Annotated in this window: 7 protein-coding genes; 6 read left to right on the top strand and 1 reads right to left on the bottom strand. The window is 63.9% G+C overall.

Going from position 1 to position 16,370, the window contains the following annotated elements; all coding sequences use genetic code 11:
• Positions 1-67 precede the first annotated feature (67 nt).
• A complete protein-coding gene (gene apbC, locus AC5P7X_RS17255) occupies positions 68-922 on the bottom strand; it encodes an iron-sulfur cluster carrier protein ApbC (RefSeq protein WP_005418013.1) in 855 nt (284 codons plus the stop codon).
• Positions 923-1,136: 214 nt separating this feature from the next.
• Here apbC and AC5P7X_RS17250 point away from each other — a divergent pair, with 214 nt between their 5' ends.
• The 6 genes from AC5P7X_RS17250 to AC5P7X_RS17225 all read left to right on the top strand — a co-directional run bounded on the left by AC5P7X_RS17250 (position 1,137) and on the right by AC5P7X_RS17225 (position 16,309).
• On the top strand, positions 1,137-3,926 hold the full coding sequence (locus AC5P7X_RS17250; RefSeq protein ID WP_495215196.1) for a TonB-dependent receptor plug domain-containing protein: 2,790 nt from the start codon (positions 1,137-1,139) through the stop codon (positions 3,924-3,926).
• 416 nt (positions 3,927-4,342) lie between these two features.
• Positions 4,343-7,150 carry a TonB-dependent receptor domain-containing protein gene (locus AC5P7X_RS17245; protein ID WP_065179173.1) on the top strand — a complete coding sequence of 936 codons (2,808 nt, stop codon included), beginning with the start codon at positions 4,343-4,345 and terminating at the stop codon, positions 7,148-7,150.
• Positions 7,151-8,190: 1,040 nt separating this feature from the next.
• Positions 8,191-11,175, top strand: coding sequence for a TonB-dependent receptor domain-containing protein (locus tag AC5P7X_RS17240; protein ID WP_495215195.1), 2,985 nt, complete (start codon positions 8,191-8,193; stop codon positions 11,173-11,175).
• Between the two features lie 187 nt (positions 11,176-11,362).
• Positions 11,363-13,465 (top strand): M13 family metallopeptidase, encoded by a 2,103-nt coding sequence (locus tag AC5P7X_RS17235; protein ID WP_495215194.1) that lies wholly within the window; start codon positions 11,363-11,365, stop codon positions 13,463-13,465.
• 216 nt (positions 13,466-13,681) lie between these two features.
• Positions 13,682-15,691, top strand: coding sequence for a M13 family metallopeptidase (locus AC5P7X_RS17230; RefSeq protein WP_005418018.1), 2,010 nt, complete (start codon positions 13,682-13,684; stop codon positions 15,689-15,691).
• A 123-nt stretch (positions 15,692-15,814) separates the two neighbouring features.
• Positions 15,815-16,309, top strand: coding sequence for a VOC family protein (locus AC5P7X_RS17225; protein WP_495215193.1), 495 nt, complete (start codon positions 15,815-15,817; stop codon positions 16,307-16,309).
• The last annotated feature ends 61 nt before the right edge of the window (positions 16,310-16,370 follow it).

The raw sequence follows: 16,370 nt of genomic DNA, 5'->3' as shown, positions 1-16,370 counted from the left end.
GGGGTACGAGGGGGCGCGAGGATTCTAGCAGGGGGCCGGCCTGCGCCGGCGGCCCCTGCCCCGGCACTTACAGCAGCGAGGACAGGATCGGGATCGAGGCCCGCGGGCGCTTGCCGACTTCCTCGATCAGGCGCTGCGCGGCATGGCGGTAGGCCTGGGCCGGTGCCGAATCCGGCTGGGCCACGGTGATCGGCGTGCCTGCATCGCCCTGCTCGCGGATGCCGATCTGCAGCGGCAGCGACCCCAGCAGCGGCACGCCGTACTGCGCGGCCATGCGCTCGCCGCCGCCCTCGCCGAACAGGTGCTCGATGTGCCCGCAGCTGCTGCACGTGTGCACCGCCATGTTCTCGACGATGCCCAGCACCGGCACCTCGACCTTCTCGAACATCTTCAGCGCCTTCTTCGCATCCAGCGTGGCGATGTCCTGCGGCGTGGTGACGATCACTGCACCGGCCAGCGGAATCTTCTGGGTCAGGGTCAGCTGGATGTCACCCGTGCCGGGCGGCAGGTCGATCAGCAGGAAATCCAGGTCGTCCCACAGGGTATCGTTGAACAGCTGGGTCATCGCCGAGGTGGCCATCGGGCCGCGCCAGATCATCGGGGTGTCTTCTTCGATCAGGTAGCCGATCGACATGGTGTCCACGCCGAACGCACGCAGCGGCTCGATGCTCTTGTTGTCCGGGCTTTCCGGGCGGCCGGACAGCCCCAGCATGGCCGGCACGCTGGGGCCGTAGATGTCGGCGTCGAGCACGCCCACCCGCGCACCGAGCTGCTGCAGCGCCACGGCCAGGTTCACCGAGGTGGTGGACTTGCCGACGCCGCCCTTGCCCGAACCGACCGCGATGACATTGCGGATGCGGGCATGCGGCGTAAGTCCCTTCTGGACCTGGCTGGCATGGGGACGGCGGGGAGAACTGTTCACAACGAGCACCGGCGGAGTCAGGGGGATAACCCAACATCATACAAGCTGGACGTAACCTGACTGAAATTCAGGATTGCGACGGATTCGTGCACAGATTGTTAAGTTCATGTTACGTTCGATCAGCACTGTTTTGAGCTGCGGAGCCCGTTGTTCCGGCCCGCGCGATGGCGCATGCGCAGTGCCGTTTTTGTTTTTTGCTCTCCATTGGAACTACATGAAACACGTCAGCAATACCGCACGTCGCAACACGCTCGCCGTCGCCCTGATTTCCGCTCTGATGGCCGCCGCCCCGGCAATGGCCCAGGACAAGGCGACCAACCTGGACAAGATCACCGTCACCGGTTCGCTGATCCCGCAGACCCAGGTCGAAACCCAGACCCCGGTGATGTCCATCACCGCCGAAGACATCCAGACCCGCGGCTTCAGCAGTGTGGCTGAAGTGCTGCAGCAGTCATCGCTGACCACCGGCGGCCTGCAGGGTGGCCAGACCTCGGGTGCGTTCACCCAGGGCGCCGAAGCCGCCGGCATGTTCGGCCTGAATCCGGGCTACACCAAGTACCTGATCAACGGCCGCCCGATGCTCTCGTATCCGGCGCTGTACAACGGCAGCGAGTCGTTCAACAACATCAGCGGCATTCCGATCGACATCGTCGAGCGCATCGAAGTCCTGCCGGGCGGCCAGTCGTCGCTGTACGGCTCGGACGCGATCGCCGGCGTGGTCAACATCATCCTGAAGGAACGCATGGACGGCGGCACGATGTCGATCCGTGGCGGCACCTACACCGAAGGTGGTGGCAGCAACATCCGCTTCAGCGCCGCCAAGGGCTTCAACGCGTTCGACGACCGCTTCCACGCGCTGGTCAACGTGCAGATCGAAAACGGCAGCCCGATCTGGGGCTACCAGCGTGACATCACCAGGCAGAACAACCCGGTCGGTTACACCGCGCAGCTGCCGTCGAACGACTTTGCCGTCATCGGCAACGCCGACAACAAGCTGTACATGATGGACCCGACCCGCTGCGGCAACGTGGCAGGCCTGTACGACGGCACCACCACCGTCGGCAAGCGTGCATCGGGCGAATCCTGCGGCTCGGTGTACAGCGCCGGCTACAAGACCCTGAAGAACGGCAAGAACAGCGGCCAGTTCTACTCGTCGATGACCTTCGACGTGAACGACAACTTCCAGCTGTTCGCCGACGTGCTGTACAGCAAGGAAAAGACCGAGTTCACCTCCGGCTCCAGCGCCCTGTGGTGGGGCACCAAGTCGGTGATGGGCGGCTTCTACGACCAGGGCCTGGGCAAGGTCGTGAACCTGCAGCGCGCCTTCGCACCGGAAGAAATCGGCCCGGGCCACTACAACAACATCCTGAACTCCGATGAGAGCCGTTCCTACCAGGTCACCCTGGGCGGCAAGGGCATGGTCGGCGACTGGGACTACAGCGCCAGCTTCACCCGCGGCGAATACCGTCTGGACCAGAACCGCTTCGCGCGCTGGAAGGACAAGATCGAAGGCTTCTTCGGCGACACCGTGCTGGGCCCGCGCCTGGGCACCACCGCTGATGGCTTCGGCATCTACAACCCGAACTACACCGCGTTCTACTCGCCGATCACCCCGGACCAGTTCGCCAGCTTCACCGGCTATGGCACCCACCGCAGCAAGACCTGGCAGAACCTGGGTCGCGTGCAGGTGACCAACGGTTCGCTGTTCTCCCTGCCGGGCGGCGACGCCGGCCTGGCCGTCGTGCTGGAAGGCGGCAGCGAGGGCTGGGACTACTCGCCCGACCAGGCCTTCGTCGATGGCAACGCGTGGGGCGCCAGCGCCGTGGCCGGTGCCGGCCACCGCAGCAACTACGCGGTGACCAGCGAACTGCGCATGCCGGTGTTCGAGTCGCTGACCATCAGCGCCTCGGGCCGCTATGACGCCTTCAAGATCGCCGACAAGACCGTCGACAAGGCCACCTACAGCATCGGCCTGGAATACCGTCCGGTGGAAAGCCTGTTGCTGCGCGGCAAGTACGGCACCGCGTTCCGCGCACCGACCCTGTCCGATGCCTTCCAGGGCATGAGCGGCTCGTTCGCCTCCGGCCAGAACGACTACTACCGCTGCAGCCAGATGGGTTACGCGCTGCGTGACGAAGCCTGCTCGTTCTACAAGACCACCTCGGTGTACAGCGAAAAGTCCGGCAACCCGGACCTGAAGCCGATCACCGCCGACGTGTGGAGCGCAGGCGTGGTGTGGGCCCCGGTGAGCAACTTCTCGCTGTCGGTCGACTACTACAACTGGAAGATCAAGAACGAGGTCAAGACCCTGAGCACCGACCAGCTGCTGCTGGCCGAGTACCAGTGCCACAACGGCCTGCCGAACAACACCTCGGCCAGCTGCCAGAACGTGACCGACTGGGTGACCCGCGACGCCGGTGGCAACCTGACCCGCGTTTACACCCCGAAGCTCAACGTGGCCAGCCAGAACCTGGAAGCGGTGACCGTCGGTGCCAAGTACCAGCAGGACCTGGGCCGCTTCGGTTCGCTGATGTTCTCCGGCAACTACACCAACATGCTCAAGCGTGAAGTGGTGGCCCTGCCGGGTGCGCAGAAGCTGGACCTGCTGAGCGATCCGTACAACATGTGGTACTACGACAACTTCGCCAAGGTACGCGGCGACGTGTCGGTGGGCTGGGCCATCTCCAAGTTCACCACCACCGTGTACGCCAACTACGTCGGCAGCACCCCGAACTACCTGGCCTACACCGGCCGCAGCTATGACTACGTCCACTCCTCCGGCGCCAAGGCCGGCAAGTGGGGCTCGTACACCACGTACAACATGAGCCTGAACTACCAGGCACAGGACGATCTGACCCTGTCGCTGATGGTCAACAACGTGTTCAACAAGCTGCCGGAAGGCCAGCGCTACAACTACCCGGGCAACGAATCGACCCCGTTCAACGACGGCTTCTACAGCGTCTACGGCCGTCAGATCTCGGCCCAGGTCAAGTACGACTTCTAATCCCGTCGTATTCCGGACCGCGTGTCTGGACCAGGCCCCGCTTCGGCGGGGCCTTTTTTTTGCACCACTGCGCCCCACCCTCCCGTCCGGCCTGTAGCAGAAAGTGTGATCCACAGCACACAAACATCCAGGTTCCCGGCAGCGCTGATCCAAGGCAACGCATTGATCTACAAGGCATATCCGCAATGCTGACATGCTCCCTTGCACGCCGCCATCTTTTGAAACATGCCAAAACAAATCGCCTTATCCATTGATTCGTAAGCGTTTTTCCATCTCCCAACGGCACATTGATGTGACAGGCCTGTGTTGGCAGCGTTAACGACGTGTTACGGTCGACCTGAATGGAGTCACACTGAACGAATTGTTAATGCGCAGGGAATGCGCCGCCAAGACATTGCTCACTACGGGGATCCACCATGTCTCGCCAACGTTCCACGCTCTCGCGCCACCCTTTGACCCTCGCCCTGCTCGGCACCCTCCTGGCCTCCGGCACCGCCCTGGCCCAGGACGGCAACGCGCCGACCCAGCTTGATCGTGTGACCGTCACCGGGTCGCTGATTCCGCAGACCGAGATCGAGAACCACACGCCCGTCCTGACCGTCACCGCCGAGGATATCCAGACCCGCGGTTTCACCAGCGTCGCCGATGTCCTGCAGCAGTCCTCGCTGTCCACGGGCGGCCTGCAGGGTGGCCAGACCTCCGCATCCTTCACCCAGGGCGCCGAAGCGGCGGGCATGTTCGGCCTCAGCCCGGGCTATACCAAGTACCTGATCAACGGCCGCCCGATGCTCTCGTATCCGGCGCTGTACAACGGCGGAGATACCTTCAACAACATCAGCGGCATCCCGATCGACATCGTCGAGCGCATCGAGATCCTGCCGGGTGGCCAGTCGTCGCTGTACGGCTCGGACGCAATCGCCGGCGTGGTCAACATCATCCTCAAGGAGCGCATGGATGGCGGTGTGCTCAATGTGCGCGGCGGTGCCTACAGCGAAGGTGGCGGCAACAGCTTCCGCTTCAGCGGCGCACGCGGTTTCAACTCCAAGGATGACCGCTTCCATGCACTGGTCAACGTGCAGTATGAGAAGACCAGCCCGATCTGGGGTTACCAGCGCGACCTGACCAAGGTCAACAACCCCGACGGTTACAGCCCGCAGTACGTCTCCAACGATTTCCTGGTGCTGCTGCCGGCCGCCAACAACCGCTACGCGATGATGGACCCGAACCGGTGCGCCAACGTGGCGGGCCAGTTCGACGGCACCACCGTGCTCGGTACCCGTCCGACCGGCCAGGCCTGCGGCTCGGTCTACGGCACCGGTTACAAGACCATCAAGAACGGCAAGGAAAGCGGGCAGATCTACAGCTCGGCCACCTTCGACGTGAACGACAATTTCCAGCTGTTCGGCGACGCGCTGTACAGCCTGGAGGAGGTCAAGTACGCCACCGGTTCCGGCTACACCTGGTGGGGCACCTCCTCGGGCTGGGGCCGCTTCTACGACCAGGCCAGCGGCCAGTACATGAACCTGCAGCGCGTGTTCGCGCCGGAGGACATCGGCGGCGGCGGTTACCGCGACATCATGAACACCGACCGCAACAAGGCCTACCAGGTCACCCTTGGCGGCCGCGGCACCGCAGGCAACTGGGACTACAGCCTCAGCTTCACCCGTGGCGAGTACAAGCTGACCGAGCGCAATTTCGTGCGCTGGAACGATCCGATCAACGACTACTTCGAGCAGCGCGTGCTGGGCCCGGTGCTGGGTACCACCAGCACCGGCTACAACATCTACAGCCCGAACTGGGAAGCGTTCTACGCACCGCTGCCCGCTGGTGACTTCCAGAGCTTCACCGGCTACAGCTACAGCGAAAGCCGCACCTGGCAGAACCTGGCCCGCGCCCAGGTCACCAATGGCTCGCTGTTCAAGCTGCCGGGTGGCGATGCCGGCTTCGCCGTGGTTCTGGAAGGCGGCAGTGAAGGCTGGGATTACACGCCCGACCCGGGCCTGATGGACGGCAGCGTGTGGGGGACCACCGCCGTATCCGGTGCCGGCCATCGCAGCAACTACGCGGTGACCACCGAACTGCGCATGCCGCTGCTGGAAACGCTGACCGTCACCGGCTCCGGCCGCTATGACGCCTTCAAGATCGGCAGCAACACCGTGGACAAGGCCACCTACAGCGTCGGCATCGAGTTCCGCCCGATCGAAAGCCTGTTGTTCCGTGGCAAGTACGGTACGGCGTTCCGCGCACCGACCCTGTCCGATGCCTTCCAGGGCCGCAGTGGTTACTACGCCAACGGCTCCACCGACTACTATCGCTGCGGCCAGCTGGGCTACGACCCGGCCAACACCACCGGCTGCCCGTACGACAGCGTCTCGGTGTTCGGCACCCGCTCGGGCAACCCCGACCTGGAGCCGATCACCGCCGACGTCTGGAATGCAGGCGTCGTGTGGGCACCGATCAACAACCTGTCGCTGTCGGTCGACTACTACAACTGGAAGATCAAGAACGAGGTCGATACGCTCAGCTCCGACCAGCTGCTGCTGGCCGAGTACTACTGCCGCAACGGCCAGTCCAACAACACCTCGGCCAGCTGCCAGAACGTCGATGACTGGATCACCCGTGATGCATCGGGCGTGCTCGACGAGATCTACACGCCGAAGATGAACGTCGCCCGCCAGAACCTGGAAGCACTGACCGCCAGCTTCAAGTACGTGCAGGACATCGGTCGCTTCGGTTCGCTGCAGTTCTCGGCCAACTACACCGACATGCTCAAGCGCAAGCTGCAGCCGCAGCCGGGTGACGAGTTCCTGGACCTGCTGCACGACCCGTATGCGATGTGGGTGTATGACTCGTACGCCAAGGTACGCGCGGACGGCTCGATCGGCTGGGCCAAGGACAACTGGACCACCACCCTGTATGCCAACTACATCGGCAAGACGCCGAACTACATGGCTTACGTGGGCAACGGCTATGACTACGTCCACAGCTCCGGCTACAAGGCAGGCAAGTGGGGTTCCTACACCACCTACAACCTGAGCGTGAACTACCGCGCGATGGAAAACCTGACCCTGTCGCTGATGGTCAACAACGTGTTCAACAAGATGCCGGACAACCAGCGCTACAGCTTCGCCGGCACCAGCGGCCAGCCGTACAACAACTACCTGTACAACGCCTACGGGCGCGCGATCTACGTGCAGGCCAAGTACGCGTTCGGCGTGAAGTAATCCCGCAACCGCAGCAACGGAAAAGCCCCGCCATGGCGGGGCTTTTTCGTGTCCGGCCTGAGCGGATGGAAGAACAGGCCCTGGTGGAACAGGGCCTGCCCATTCCCGGCCCCAGCGGAGCTGGCACTTGGGCTCATCGAACGCATCCACGCGCTCCACGAACGGCACAAGCGCGTTTGCCGCCTGACCACTATTCTTCGGCATGTAGCCGTAGAAACCGAGTGCAACTTGGCCGAATCGGCCCATACCCCGGTTGTAGAAACCTGTCGATCTCGGCCGACTGCTACAACTGCAAGATCGAGAACGAAGTTGATGCAGCCAGCATAGACCCGCTGCTGCTGGCCGAGTACTGCTGCCGCAACGACTTGCCGAAGAGCTCCTCGGCCACCCATCAGGACGTGGCCGACTGGGTCGTACGCGATTCGGCCAGCAACCTGAGCTCGCTGTGCCCCCCCCCCCCGAAGATGAGCCTGCCAGAACCTGCAGGCCCTTACCGTCGGCTTCACGTACTTGCAAGACATCGGCCGCTTCGGTTCGCTGCAGTTCTCGGACAACTACACCAACATGCTGAAGCATGAAGTGCAGGTGCAGCCGGGTGAGGACTTCCAGGACCTGCTGGGCAACCCGCAGTCGATTTGGAACTACGAAAGCTACGCAAAGGCAGTTCCGACACATCGACGGCCTGGTCGCCAGGCAAGGGGATCGCCACGCTGCAGGCCAACTACGGCAGCTTCCTCCGCCCCTCTGATGAACACCGCTCCTGGACGGATGATGAAACGCCTATTTGCGCAAAGTAGCCCATCTCTCCACGTTCAGCTTCGCGTCATCAAGTTGTCGCCGGCAGATCACAATTGATATTAAACGATTGTATTTGTTGCACTTTCAGCCAACTCCGAAGTGCACCTAGTACCATTTTGTGACATTTGTATGCATTTCTCGTTAAGGTCGTGTTAGGTTCCATGAACGACGCCCGTTATATGAACTTAGATGTAACGAACGGACGGAACAGCACGCTTCAATTCATTAGGGGACCCATAACGATGACGCACAACCGCCCACTTGGCCGTCACCCGCTCAGCAGCGCCCTGCTCGTCGGTCTGCTCGCCGTGGCCGCAGCACCTGCCTTCGCGCAGGAAGCCTCCTCCAACCCGATCGACCTCGATCGCGTCAGTGTGACCGGCTCGCGCATTGCGCGTACGGGCTTTGTGACCCCCTCGCCGGTCACGGCCATCACCGCCGAGGAGATTCGTGCCACCGGTGCGAACAACATCGGCGATCTGATGACGCGCCTGCCAGCGCTGACACCGACCTACACGCTGGGCAACTCGACCCGCTTCATCGGCACCGCCGGCGTGGGTCTGATGGACCTGCGTGGCATGGGCACCTCGCGCACTCTCGTGCTGGTCAATGGCCGCCGCCACGTCGGCGCGACCTCGGGCTCCTCGGCCGTGGACGTCAACACCATCCCGGTGGAATGGATCGAGCGCGTGGAAGTGATCACCGGTGGTGCATCGGCGGTGTACGGCGCCGACGCTGTGGCTGGTGTGGTCAACTTCATCATGAAGAAGTCCTTCGACGGGGCTGAAGTACGCGGTCAGACCGGCATGGCCAGCGAAGGCGGCTTCAACCGTTCCTTCATCAGTGCCTCGGCCGGCACCGACTTCGCCGGTGGCCGCGGCAACGCCGCTGTCGCCCTTGAATACAGCAAGCAGGACCGCTTCGTCCGCACCGACCGCGCCATCGGCAACGAGTTCCTGGTGTCGGTGCGCAACCCGAACTACGACAGCAGCAAGCCGTCCAGCGAAAGCAACCCGGAAACCGTGCTGGCAGGCCCGGGCGGCAACCACTCGATCTCCTTCGGCGGTACCTTCAACATTGGTACCTTCAACCCGAACAATCCGGCTACCTGGGGCAACCGCTATCAGTTCAACCCGGATGGCACCTTCCGCAAGCAGCGCTACGACGGCACCGTGGTCAGCGCAACCAGTTGCGTGAACTGTGATTTCGCCGACCTGAACTCGGTTGCCGACCTGCAGCCGAAGTTCGACCGCAAGAGCATCAACACGGTCGTCAACTTCGACCTGACCGACAACCACCGCCTGTACTTCGAGGGCAAGTACACCGAAACGGTGTCCGACTTCCTGGCACAGCCGTCGTTCGACCAGACCCTGCGCATCCAGCGCGATAACGCTTACGTGTCGCCGGAATTGCGTGCACTGATGACCAGCGCCGGCCTGAGCCAGCTAACCCTGAGCCGCTTCAACGTCGACGCCGGCCAGCGTGGTGAGCACGTGGAGCGCAACACCCAGCGCTTTGTGCTGGGCATGGAAGGCAACCTGACCGAGAACTGGACCTACGACGTTTACGGCAACTGGGGCCAGAGCGAAGTCAAGCGCTGGAACCTCAACAACCGTATCAACGAGCGTTGGCAGGCTGGCCTGGATACCGTGGTCAACCCGGCCACTGGCCAGATCGTCTGCCGCACCACGCTGAACCCGAACGCGACCAACCCCAACAACGGCAACCGCGTGTACTCGCAGTTCGCCCGCGAAGGCTGCGTGCCGTTCTCGGTGTTCGGCAACGGCGCGGTGACCCAAGCCGCACGTGACTGGATGAACGTCAATTCGTTCAACTACTCGCGCCTGCAGCAGTCGGTGTTCAGCGCGTCGCTGGCCAACGGCTCGCTCTTCAGCCTGCCGGCCGGTGATGTCGGCGTGGCCGGTGGTGTGGAATACCGCCGCGAAAAGAGCCGCGAAATCACCGATCCGCTGGCCGCGCAGGGCCTGACCTTCCTCAACGCCATTCCCAACCGCATGGGCAAGTACGACGTGCGCGAGGCCTTCGTTGAAACCACCGTGCCGCTGCTGGCCGACATCCCGGGCATCTACAACCTGACCCTGGACGCCGCAGGCCGCTGGTCGGACTACAGCAGCATCGGCAAGACCACCACCTGGAAGGTGGGCCTGGACTGGACCATCATCCCGTCGCTGCGTGCCCGCGGCACCCTGTCGCAGGCGGTGCGCGCACCGAGCATCGGTGAGCTGTACAACCCGCAGAGCGAAAACTTCGCTACGGTCAACGACCCCTGCAACTACCTGGCCACCAACCCGAACCGCCCGAACACCGCGGCGGACCCGGCACTGCGCCAGGCCAACTGCTCGGCGCTGGGCGTGCCGGTCGGCTGGGTCGACACCTACACTGCCACCCGCCCGGGCGTCAGCGGCGGCAATCCGGACCTGAAGCCGGAACGCGCACGCAGCTTCACCTATGGCCTGGTCTGGCAGCCTGATTTCCTGCAGGGCTTCGGCATGTCCGTCGACTACTGGTGGATCAGCCTGAAGGACGCCATTGGTGCGGTGACCGCGCAGACCAATGCAACCCGTTGCGTGGATTCGCCGGGGGGGATCAACAACAGCTTCTGCGGCTTCATCGAACGCGCACCGGTGGGCGGCAAGACCGATGCTGGCGGCCGCACCTTCCCGGAATACTCGATCAGCCGCTGGGTTGCGCTGAACGAAAACCTCGCCCGCTCGCGTCGCGTCGGCGTCGATCTGGAAATGGACTACCGCTTCAAGCTGGCCGAGGGTGACACCGTCATCCGCCTGGTGGGCACCCGTCTGCTGCAGTCGCGCGAGTGGGCCTTCCAGGCCTTCCCGAACGAGTACGACGAGAACGTCACCTGGGTGACCGATCCGCGCTGGCGTGGCCAGCTGCAGACCAAGTACTCGCTGGGCCAGTGGCGCGCGTCGTGGGACATGACCTACGTCGGCCCGAACCTGCGTGTGCAGCCGAAGAGCTTCCAGGCCAACCCGGGACAGACCAGCCCGATCCGCAACGGCTCGTACACGTACCACAACTTCCAGTTCGGCTACCGCTTCCCGGGTGACAAGATCGACGTCTACCTGGGCATCGACAATGCCTTCGACAAGGATCCGCCGGTGAACTACTTCGGCTCCGACGTCGGTTCGGCGATGTACGACAACATCGGCCGTTACATGTACATGGGCGCCACCTACAAGTTCTGATCCATCCAGAACCGCAACACCCGACAGACCCGGCTTTTGCCGGGTCTGCCTTTTCCGGGCCCGGCAAAAGCCCTTGCGCCCGACCATGACCTTCGACACCCTTGCAGGTCTGGCCGGCGGCGTATCGTTCGGCCCACGGTCGCACCTGCGGCCACTCCCTGACTCACTCGGCCCGGAGGCCATTCAAGTGACCCGTACTCCCAAGATCGTGCTGCTGACCCTGGCCGTTTCGGCCGCGCTGGTCGGCTGCGGCAAGACTGAAACCCCGGCCAAGGACGCCGCCGCCTCCGCCCCGGCCACCGCCGAAGCCACTACCTATAAGCTGGACGACAGCAAGCTGCCCGCCTACAACGCTTTCCAGCCGAGCGATCTGGATACCACCAAGGACGCCTGCACCGCCTTTGGCGACTACGTCAACAGCAAGTGGCTGGCCGCCAATGAAATCCCGGGCGACCGCACCAGCTGGGGCGCGTTCACCATCCTCGACGAGCGTTCGGTGGCCGTGCAGCACCAGCTGGCCGAACAGGTCGCGCAGGTCAAGAACCCGAACCACATCGAGAAGATCGTCGGCGACCTGTGGGCCACCGGCATGGACGAAGCCAAGATCAACGCACAGGGCATCGAGCCGCTGAAGGCCGACCTGGCGGCGATCGACGGCCTGCAGGACAAGGCGGCGATCGCCAACTACCTGCGCACCAGCGCCGCCAAGGGTGACAACGTCCTGTTCGGCTTCGGCGCCGAAGCGGACTTCAAGAACTCGACCATGAACATGGCCTACGCCAGCCAGGGCGGCCTGGGCTTGCCGGATACCACCTATTACACTGATGCCAAGAATGCCGACAAGCTGAAGGCCTACCAGGCGCACGTCGCCAAGGTGCTGGAGCTGTCCGGCGTCGCCGCGGCCGACGCAGCCAAGCAGGCCGAGGACGTGGTCAAGTTCGAAACCCGCCTGGCCAAGGCCTCCAAGTCGCGCGTCGAACTGTCGCGCAACGTCGAGCTGTACTACAACCCGGTCACCCTGGCCGACGCCGACAAGCTGACCCCGAACTTCAGCTGGACCGAGTTCTTCAAGTCGCAGGGCGTGGCCGCGCCGGAGAAGTTCTCGCTGGCCATGCCGGCTTTCCATGAGGAAGTGAGCAAGGCGCTGGGCGATACCGATCCGTCGGTGTGGCGCGCCTACCTGCGCTTCCACACCGTGGACAGCGCCTCGCCGTACCTGGCTGACGCCTTCGTGCAGGAGAACTACGAGTTCTACGGCAAGACCCTCAACGGCCAGAAGGAACAGAAGCCGCGCTGGAAGCGCGTGCTGGGCACCATCGAGAATGATGCCGGTGAAGCCTTCGGCCAGCTGTACGTGAAGGTTGCCTTCTCGCCGGAAGCCAAGGCGAAGATGGAAGAACTGGTGAAGAACCTGGCCGCCGCGCTGAAGGACCGCATCCAGGGCCTGAGCTGGATGAGCGAGGAAACCAAGGCCAAGGCCATCGCCAAGTGGGAGACCTTCACCCCGAAGATCGGTTACCCGGACAAGTGGCGCGACTGGTCGGGCCTGCAGACCCAGCGCGACAGCTTCCTCGGCAACGTGCGCGCGGCCAACGAGTTCAACTACAAGTTCAACCTGTCCAAGATCGGCAAGCCGGTGGACAAGACCGAGTGGGGCATGACCCCGCAGACCGTCAACGCCTACTACAACCCGCTGCAGAACGAGATCGTGTTCCCGGCCGCCATCCTGCAGCCGCCGTTCTTCGATCCGAAGGCCGACGACGCGCTGAACTACGGCGGCATCGGTGCGGTGATCGGTCATGAGATGACCCACGGCTACGACGACCAGGGTGCGCGCTTCGGGCCGACCGGCAACATGGAAGACTGGTGGACCCCGGCCGACAAGAAGAACTTCGAAGGCCTGACCGGCAAGCTGGTCAAGCAGTTCGACCAGTACAAGGTGGACGGCCAGGCCGTGAACGGCCACCTGACCCTGGGCGAGAACATCGCCGACCTGGGTGGCCTGGCGACCGCCTACGACGCCCTGCAGAAGGCCTCCGCCGGCAAGGAAGATGCGAAGGTCGATGGCTTCACCCGAGACCAGCGCTTCTTCTTCAACTGGGCCACCGTGTGGCGCACCAAGTACACCCCGGAAAACGCCAAGGTCCGCCTGGCCACCGACCCGCACGCCCCGGCGCAGTTCCGGGCCATGGGTGCGCCGTCGAACCTGCCGACCTTCGCCGCCGCGTTCCAGTGCAAGGCCGGTTCGCCGATGGCCCGCACCGGCGAGCAGCAGGTGGTGATCTGGTAAGCAACGGCTGACGTTGCGGCGTACCTGCAAGGGCCCGGGAATTCCCGGGCCTTTGTTTTTCACAGCGCCCGTCATCCACGCATGGCCCACGCCGTTGGAAGATGCCGACCTTGGTCGGCGCACGGCTCGGCGGAGCCACCGTGATGCGTGCATGCCGCGCCCATGCCCGGCTTGCTATAGTGCGCGCGCCCTCAATCCATCACGGATTCGTTCCACATGCCCAACTTCCGTCCGCTTGCCATCGCCCTGGGCATCAGCCTGGCGACTCTGGTCCCGACCCACGATGCGTTTGCCGCCGCCAAGAAAAAGGCCGCACGCGCCCCGGCCGTCAGCGCCCAGTGCAGCGACTTCTACGACGCCACCAATGCAGGCTGGCTGAAGGCCAACCCGGTGCCGCAGACCGGTGCCACTACCGCGCTCGGCCAGCTGGTCGACCGCAGCCGCCAGCAGCAGCGCGACCTGCTCGACGCCGCGATGAAGTCGCCGCAGGGCAATGTGCAGAAGCTGCTGGGTGACTTCTGGGCCAGTGGCCTTGACGAAGCCGCCGTGGAGGCGGACGGTTCCAATCCGATCGCCCCGCTGCTGACCCGCATCAACGCCATCAAGAAGGCCAAGGATGTGCCGGCGTCGATCGCCGCGCTGCACCAGGTGGGGATCCCGGTCGCCTTCAACTTCGGCCCCGACGTCGACCTGAAGGCCCTGGACCGCCACATCGGTTACTTCATGCAGGGCGGCATGGGCCTGCCGGATCCTGCGTTCTATACCCGCACCGACGCCGACACCGTGGCGCTGATGGGCCGCTACCGCAACTACGTCAAGCAGATCCTGGCGCTGACCGGCACCCCGGCGGCCAAGCTGGATGCCGAATCGCAGGCGGTGATCGCGCTGGAGACCGAACTGGCGCGCAACGCGCAGTCGCTGGCCGGCATCAACAACCCGTTCAACAACTACGCGCCGATCTCCACCAAGGAGCTCAACAGCCGCTACCGCAATCTGCAGCTGGACGCTTTCCTGAAGGCACAGGGCGTGGATGACGACCTGGTCTCGCTGGCCGATCCGGGACTGTTCAAGCAGCTCGATGGCATGGTCACCAAGCTCAAGCCGGACCAGTGGAAGGCCTACCTGCGCTGGCGCGTGGGCGATTCGATGGCGCCGTACCTGTCCAAGGCCTACCGCGACGCCGAGTTCGAATTCCGTGGCCGCGTGCTGCGCGGCGAAACCCTGCCACCGCAGCGCTGGGAAAGCGTGCTCGATGCGATCAACGTGGCCGCCGGCCCGATGGTCGGCCGCGAATATGCCGCGCGCTACCTGTCCGCCGAAGATCGTCGCCAGGCGGCGTGGATCGTCGACAAGCTGCGCGAAGTGCAGATCGAAGCGGTCAAGAACAACAGCTGGATGAGCGCCGAAGCCAAGGCTGAAGCGCAAGCCAAGCTGGCTGCGCTGAAGATCGAGATCGGCACGCCGCTGCGCGACCTGGACTACAGCGTGCAGCCGATGGGGCGCGGCTCGTTTGGTGGCAACATGCTGATTGCTTCGACCTGGCGCCACCGCGAGGAAATGAAGCGCATCGGCAAGGGCAATGCCGACCGCCGCTGGGACGTGCTGCCGCAGCAGCCGTCGCTGGCCTACGACCTGGCGCAGAACCGCCTGATCGTCACCGCCGCGATCCTGCAGGGCCCGGTGTTCAATGCCAAGGCCGACGCCGCCGACAAGTTCGGCAGCTTCGGTGGCCTGGTCGGCCATGAGCTGACCCGTGCGATCGATGCCAAGGGCGCGCTGGTCGATGCCAAGGGTGAGCTGCGCAGCTGGTGGACCCCGGCCGACAAGACCGCCTGGACCCTGCTCGGCAATCGCGTGGCCGCGCAGTACAGCGCCTACGACTTCCCGGGCGTAAAGGGTGCCAAGGTCAACGGCACGCTCACCCAGGAAGAAAACCTTGCCGACATCGCCGGCCTGGAACTGGCATGGGCGGCGTATGCCGCGCAGGAGCCCAAGGCCAAGCAGGCACAGCAGCAGGGCTTCTTCCGCGCCTGGTCGACGCTGTGGGCACAGCAGCTGTCGCCGAACGAGGCCGCACGCCGCCTGACCGCCGACATCCGCGCACCGGGCCTGTGGCGCAGCAACGGCACGCTGGCCAACCTGCCGGCGTTCGGTGCCACCTTCAGTTGCAAGGCCGGGCAGCCGATGCAGCGCAGCGAAGCCGACCAGATCAAGGTCTGGCGCTGAGCCCGCGGCCGCACTGTTAGTACAAAGGGCGCCTTCGGGCGCTCTTTTTTTGCGGGTGCAGCACGATCCCGGGTTAACACTGCGCGTGCTATCGCTGCGGCTTCGTCCAACGTGGAGCCGGACATGGCACACAAGAACACGATCTGTATCTGGTACGACAACGGCGCGCTCGAGGCCGCCACCTTCTATGCCAACACCTTTCCCGACAGCGCGGTGACCGCTGTCCACCACGCCCCGGGCGACTACCCGGACGGCAGGGAGGGCAACATACTGACCGTCGAATTCACGGTCTGCGGCATCCCCTGCGTCGGCCTCAACGGCGGCACCGCGTTCAAGCACAGCGAAGCCTTCTCCTTCCAGATCCAGACCGAGGACCAGGCCGAGACTGACCGCTTGTGGGACGCCATCGTCAGCAACGGCGGACAGGAGAGCCAGTGCGGTTGGTGCAAGGACCGATGGGGCATTTCCTGGCAGATCAGCCCACGCATGTTGATCGAAGCGGTGACCAGCCAGGACAAGGCACTGGCCAAGCGCGCCTTCAATGCGATGATGCCGATGAAGAAGATCGACATCGCCACCATCGAAGCGGCAATCAAAAAAGGGGACGGAGGGGATTAAGTCGTTTCTTCCCCCCTGTGCGCAGATGCGGATTGCGACTTAATTCCCTCCGTCCCCTTTT

This window comes from Stenotrophomonas sp. YJH_SMC_53, assembly GCF_059369995.1.
The sequence above is the reverse complement of the archived record's forward strand: the minus strand, read 5'-3'. Positions and strand labels throughout refer to the sequence as shown.

Bases quoted from the DNA above. Each gene is read 5' to 3' on its own strand.
- AC5P7X_RS17245 (WP_065179173.1), top strand. From the start codon at position 4,343: ATGTCTCGCCAACGTTCCACGCTCTCGCGCCACCCTTTGACCCTCGCC.
- AC5P7X_RS17225 (WP_495215193.1), top strand. From the start codon at position 15,815: ATGGCACACAAGAACACGATCTGTATCTGGTACGACAACGGCGCGCTC.
- AC5P7X_RS17230 (WP_005418018.1), top strand. From the start codon at position 13,682: ATGCCCAACTTCCGTCCGCTTGCCATCGCCCTGGGCATCAGCCTGGCG.
- AC5P7X_RS17240 (WP_495215195.1), top strand. From the start codon at position 8,191: ATGACGCACAACCGCCCACTTGGCCGTCACCCGCTCAGCAGCGCCCTG.
- AC5P7X_RS17250 (WP_495215196.1), top strand. From the start codon at position 1,137: ATGAAACACGTCAGCAATACCGCACGTCGCAACACGCTCGCCGTCGCC.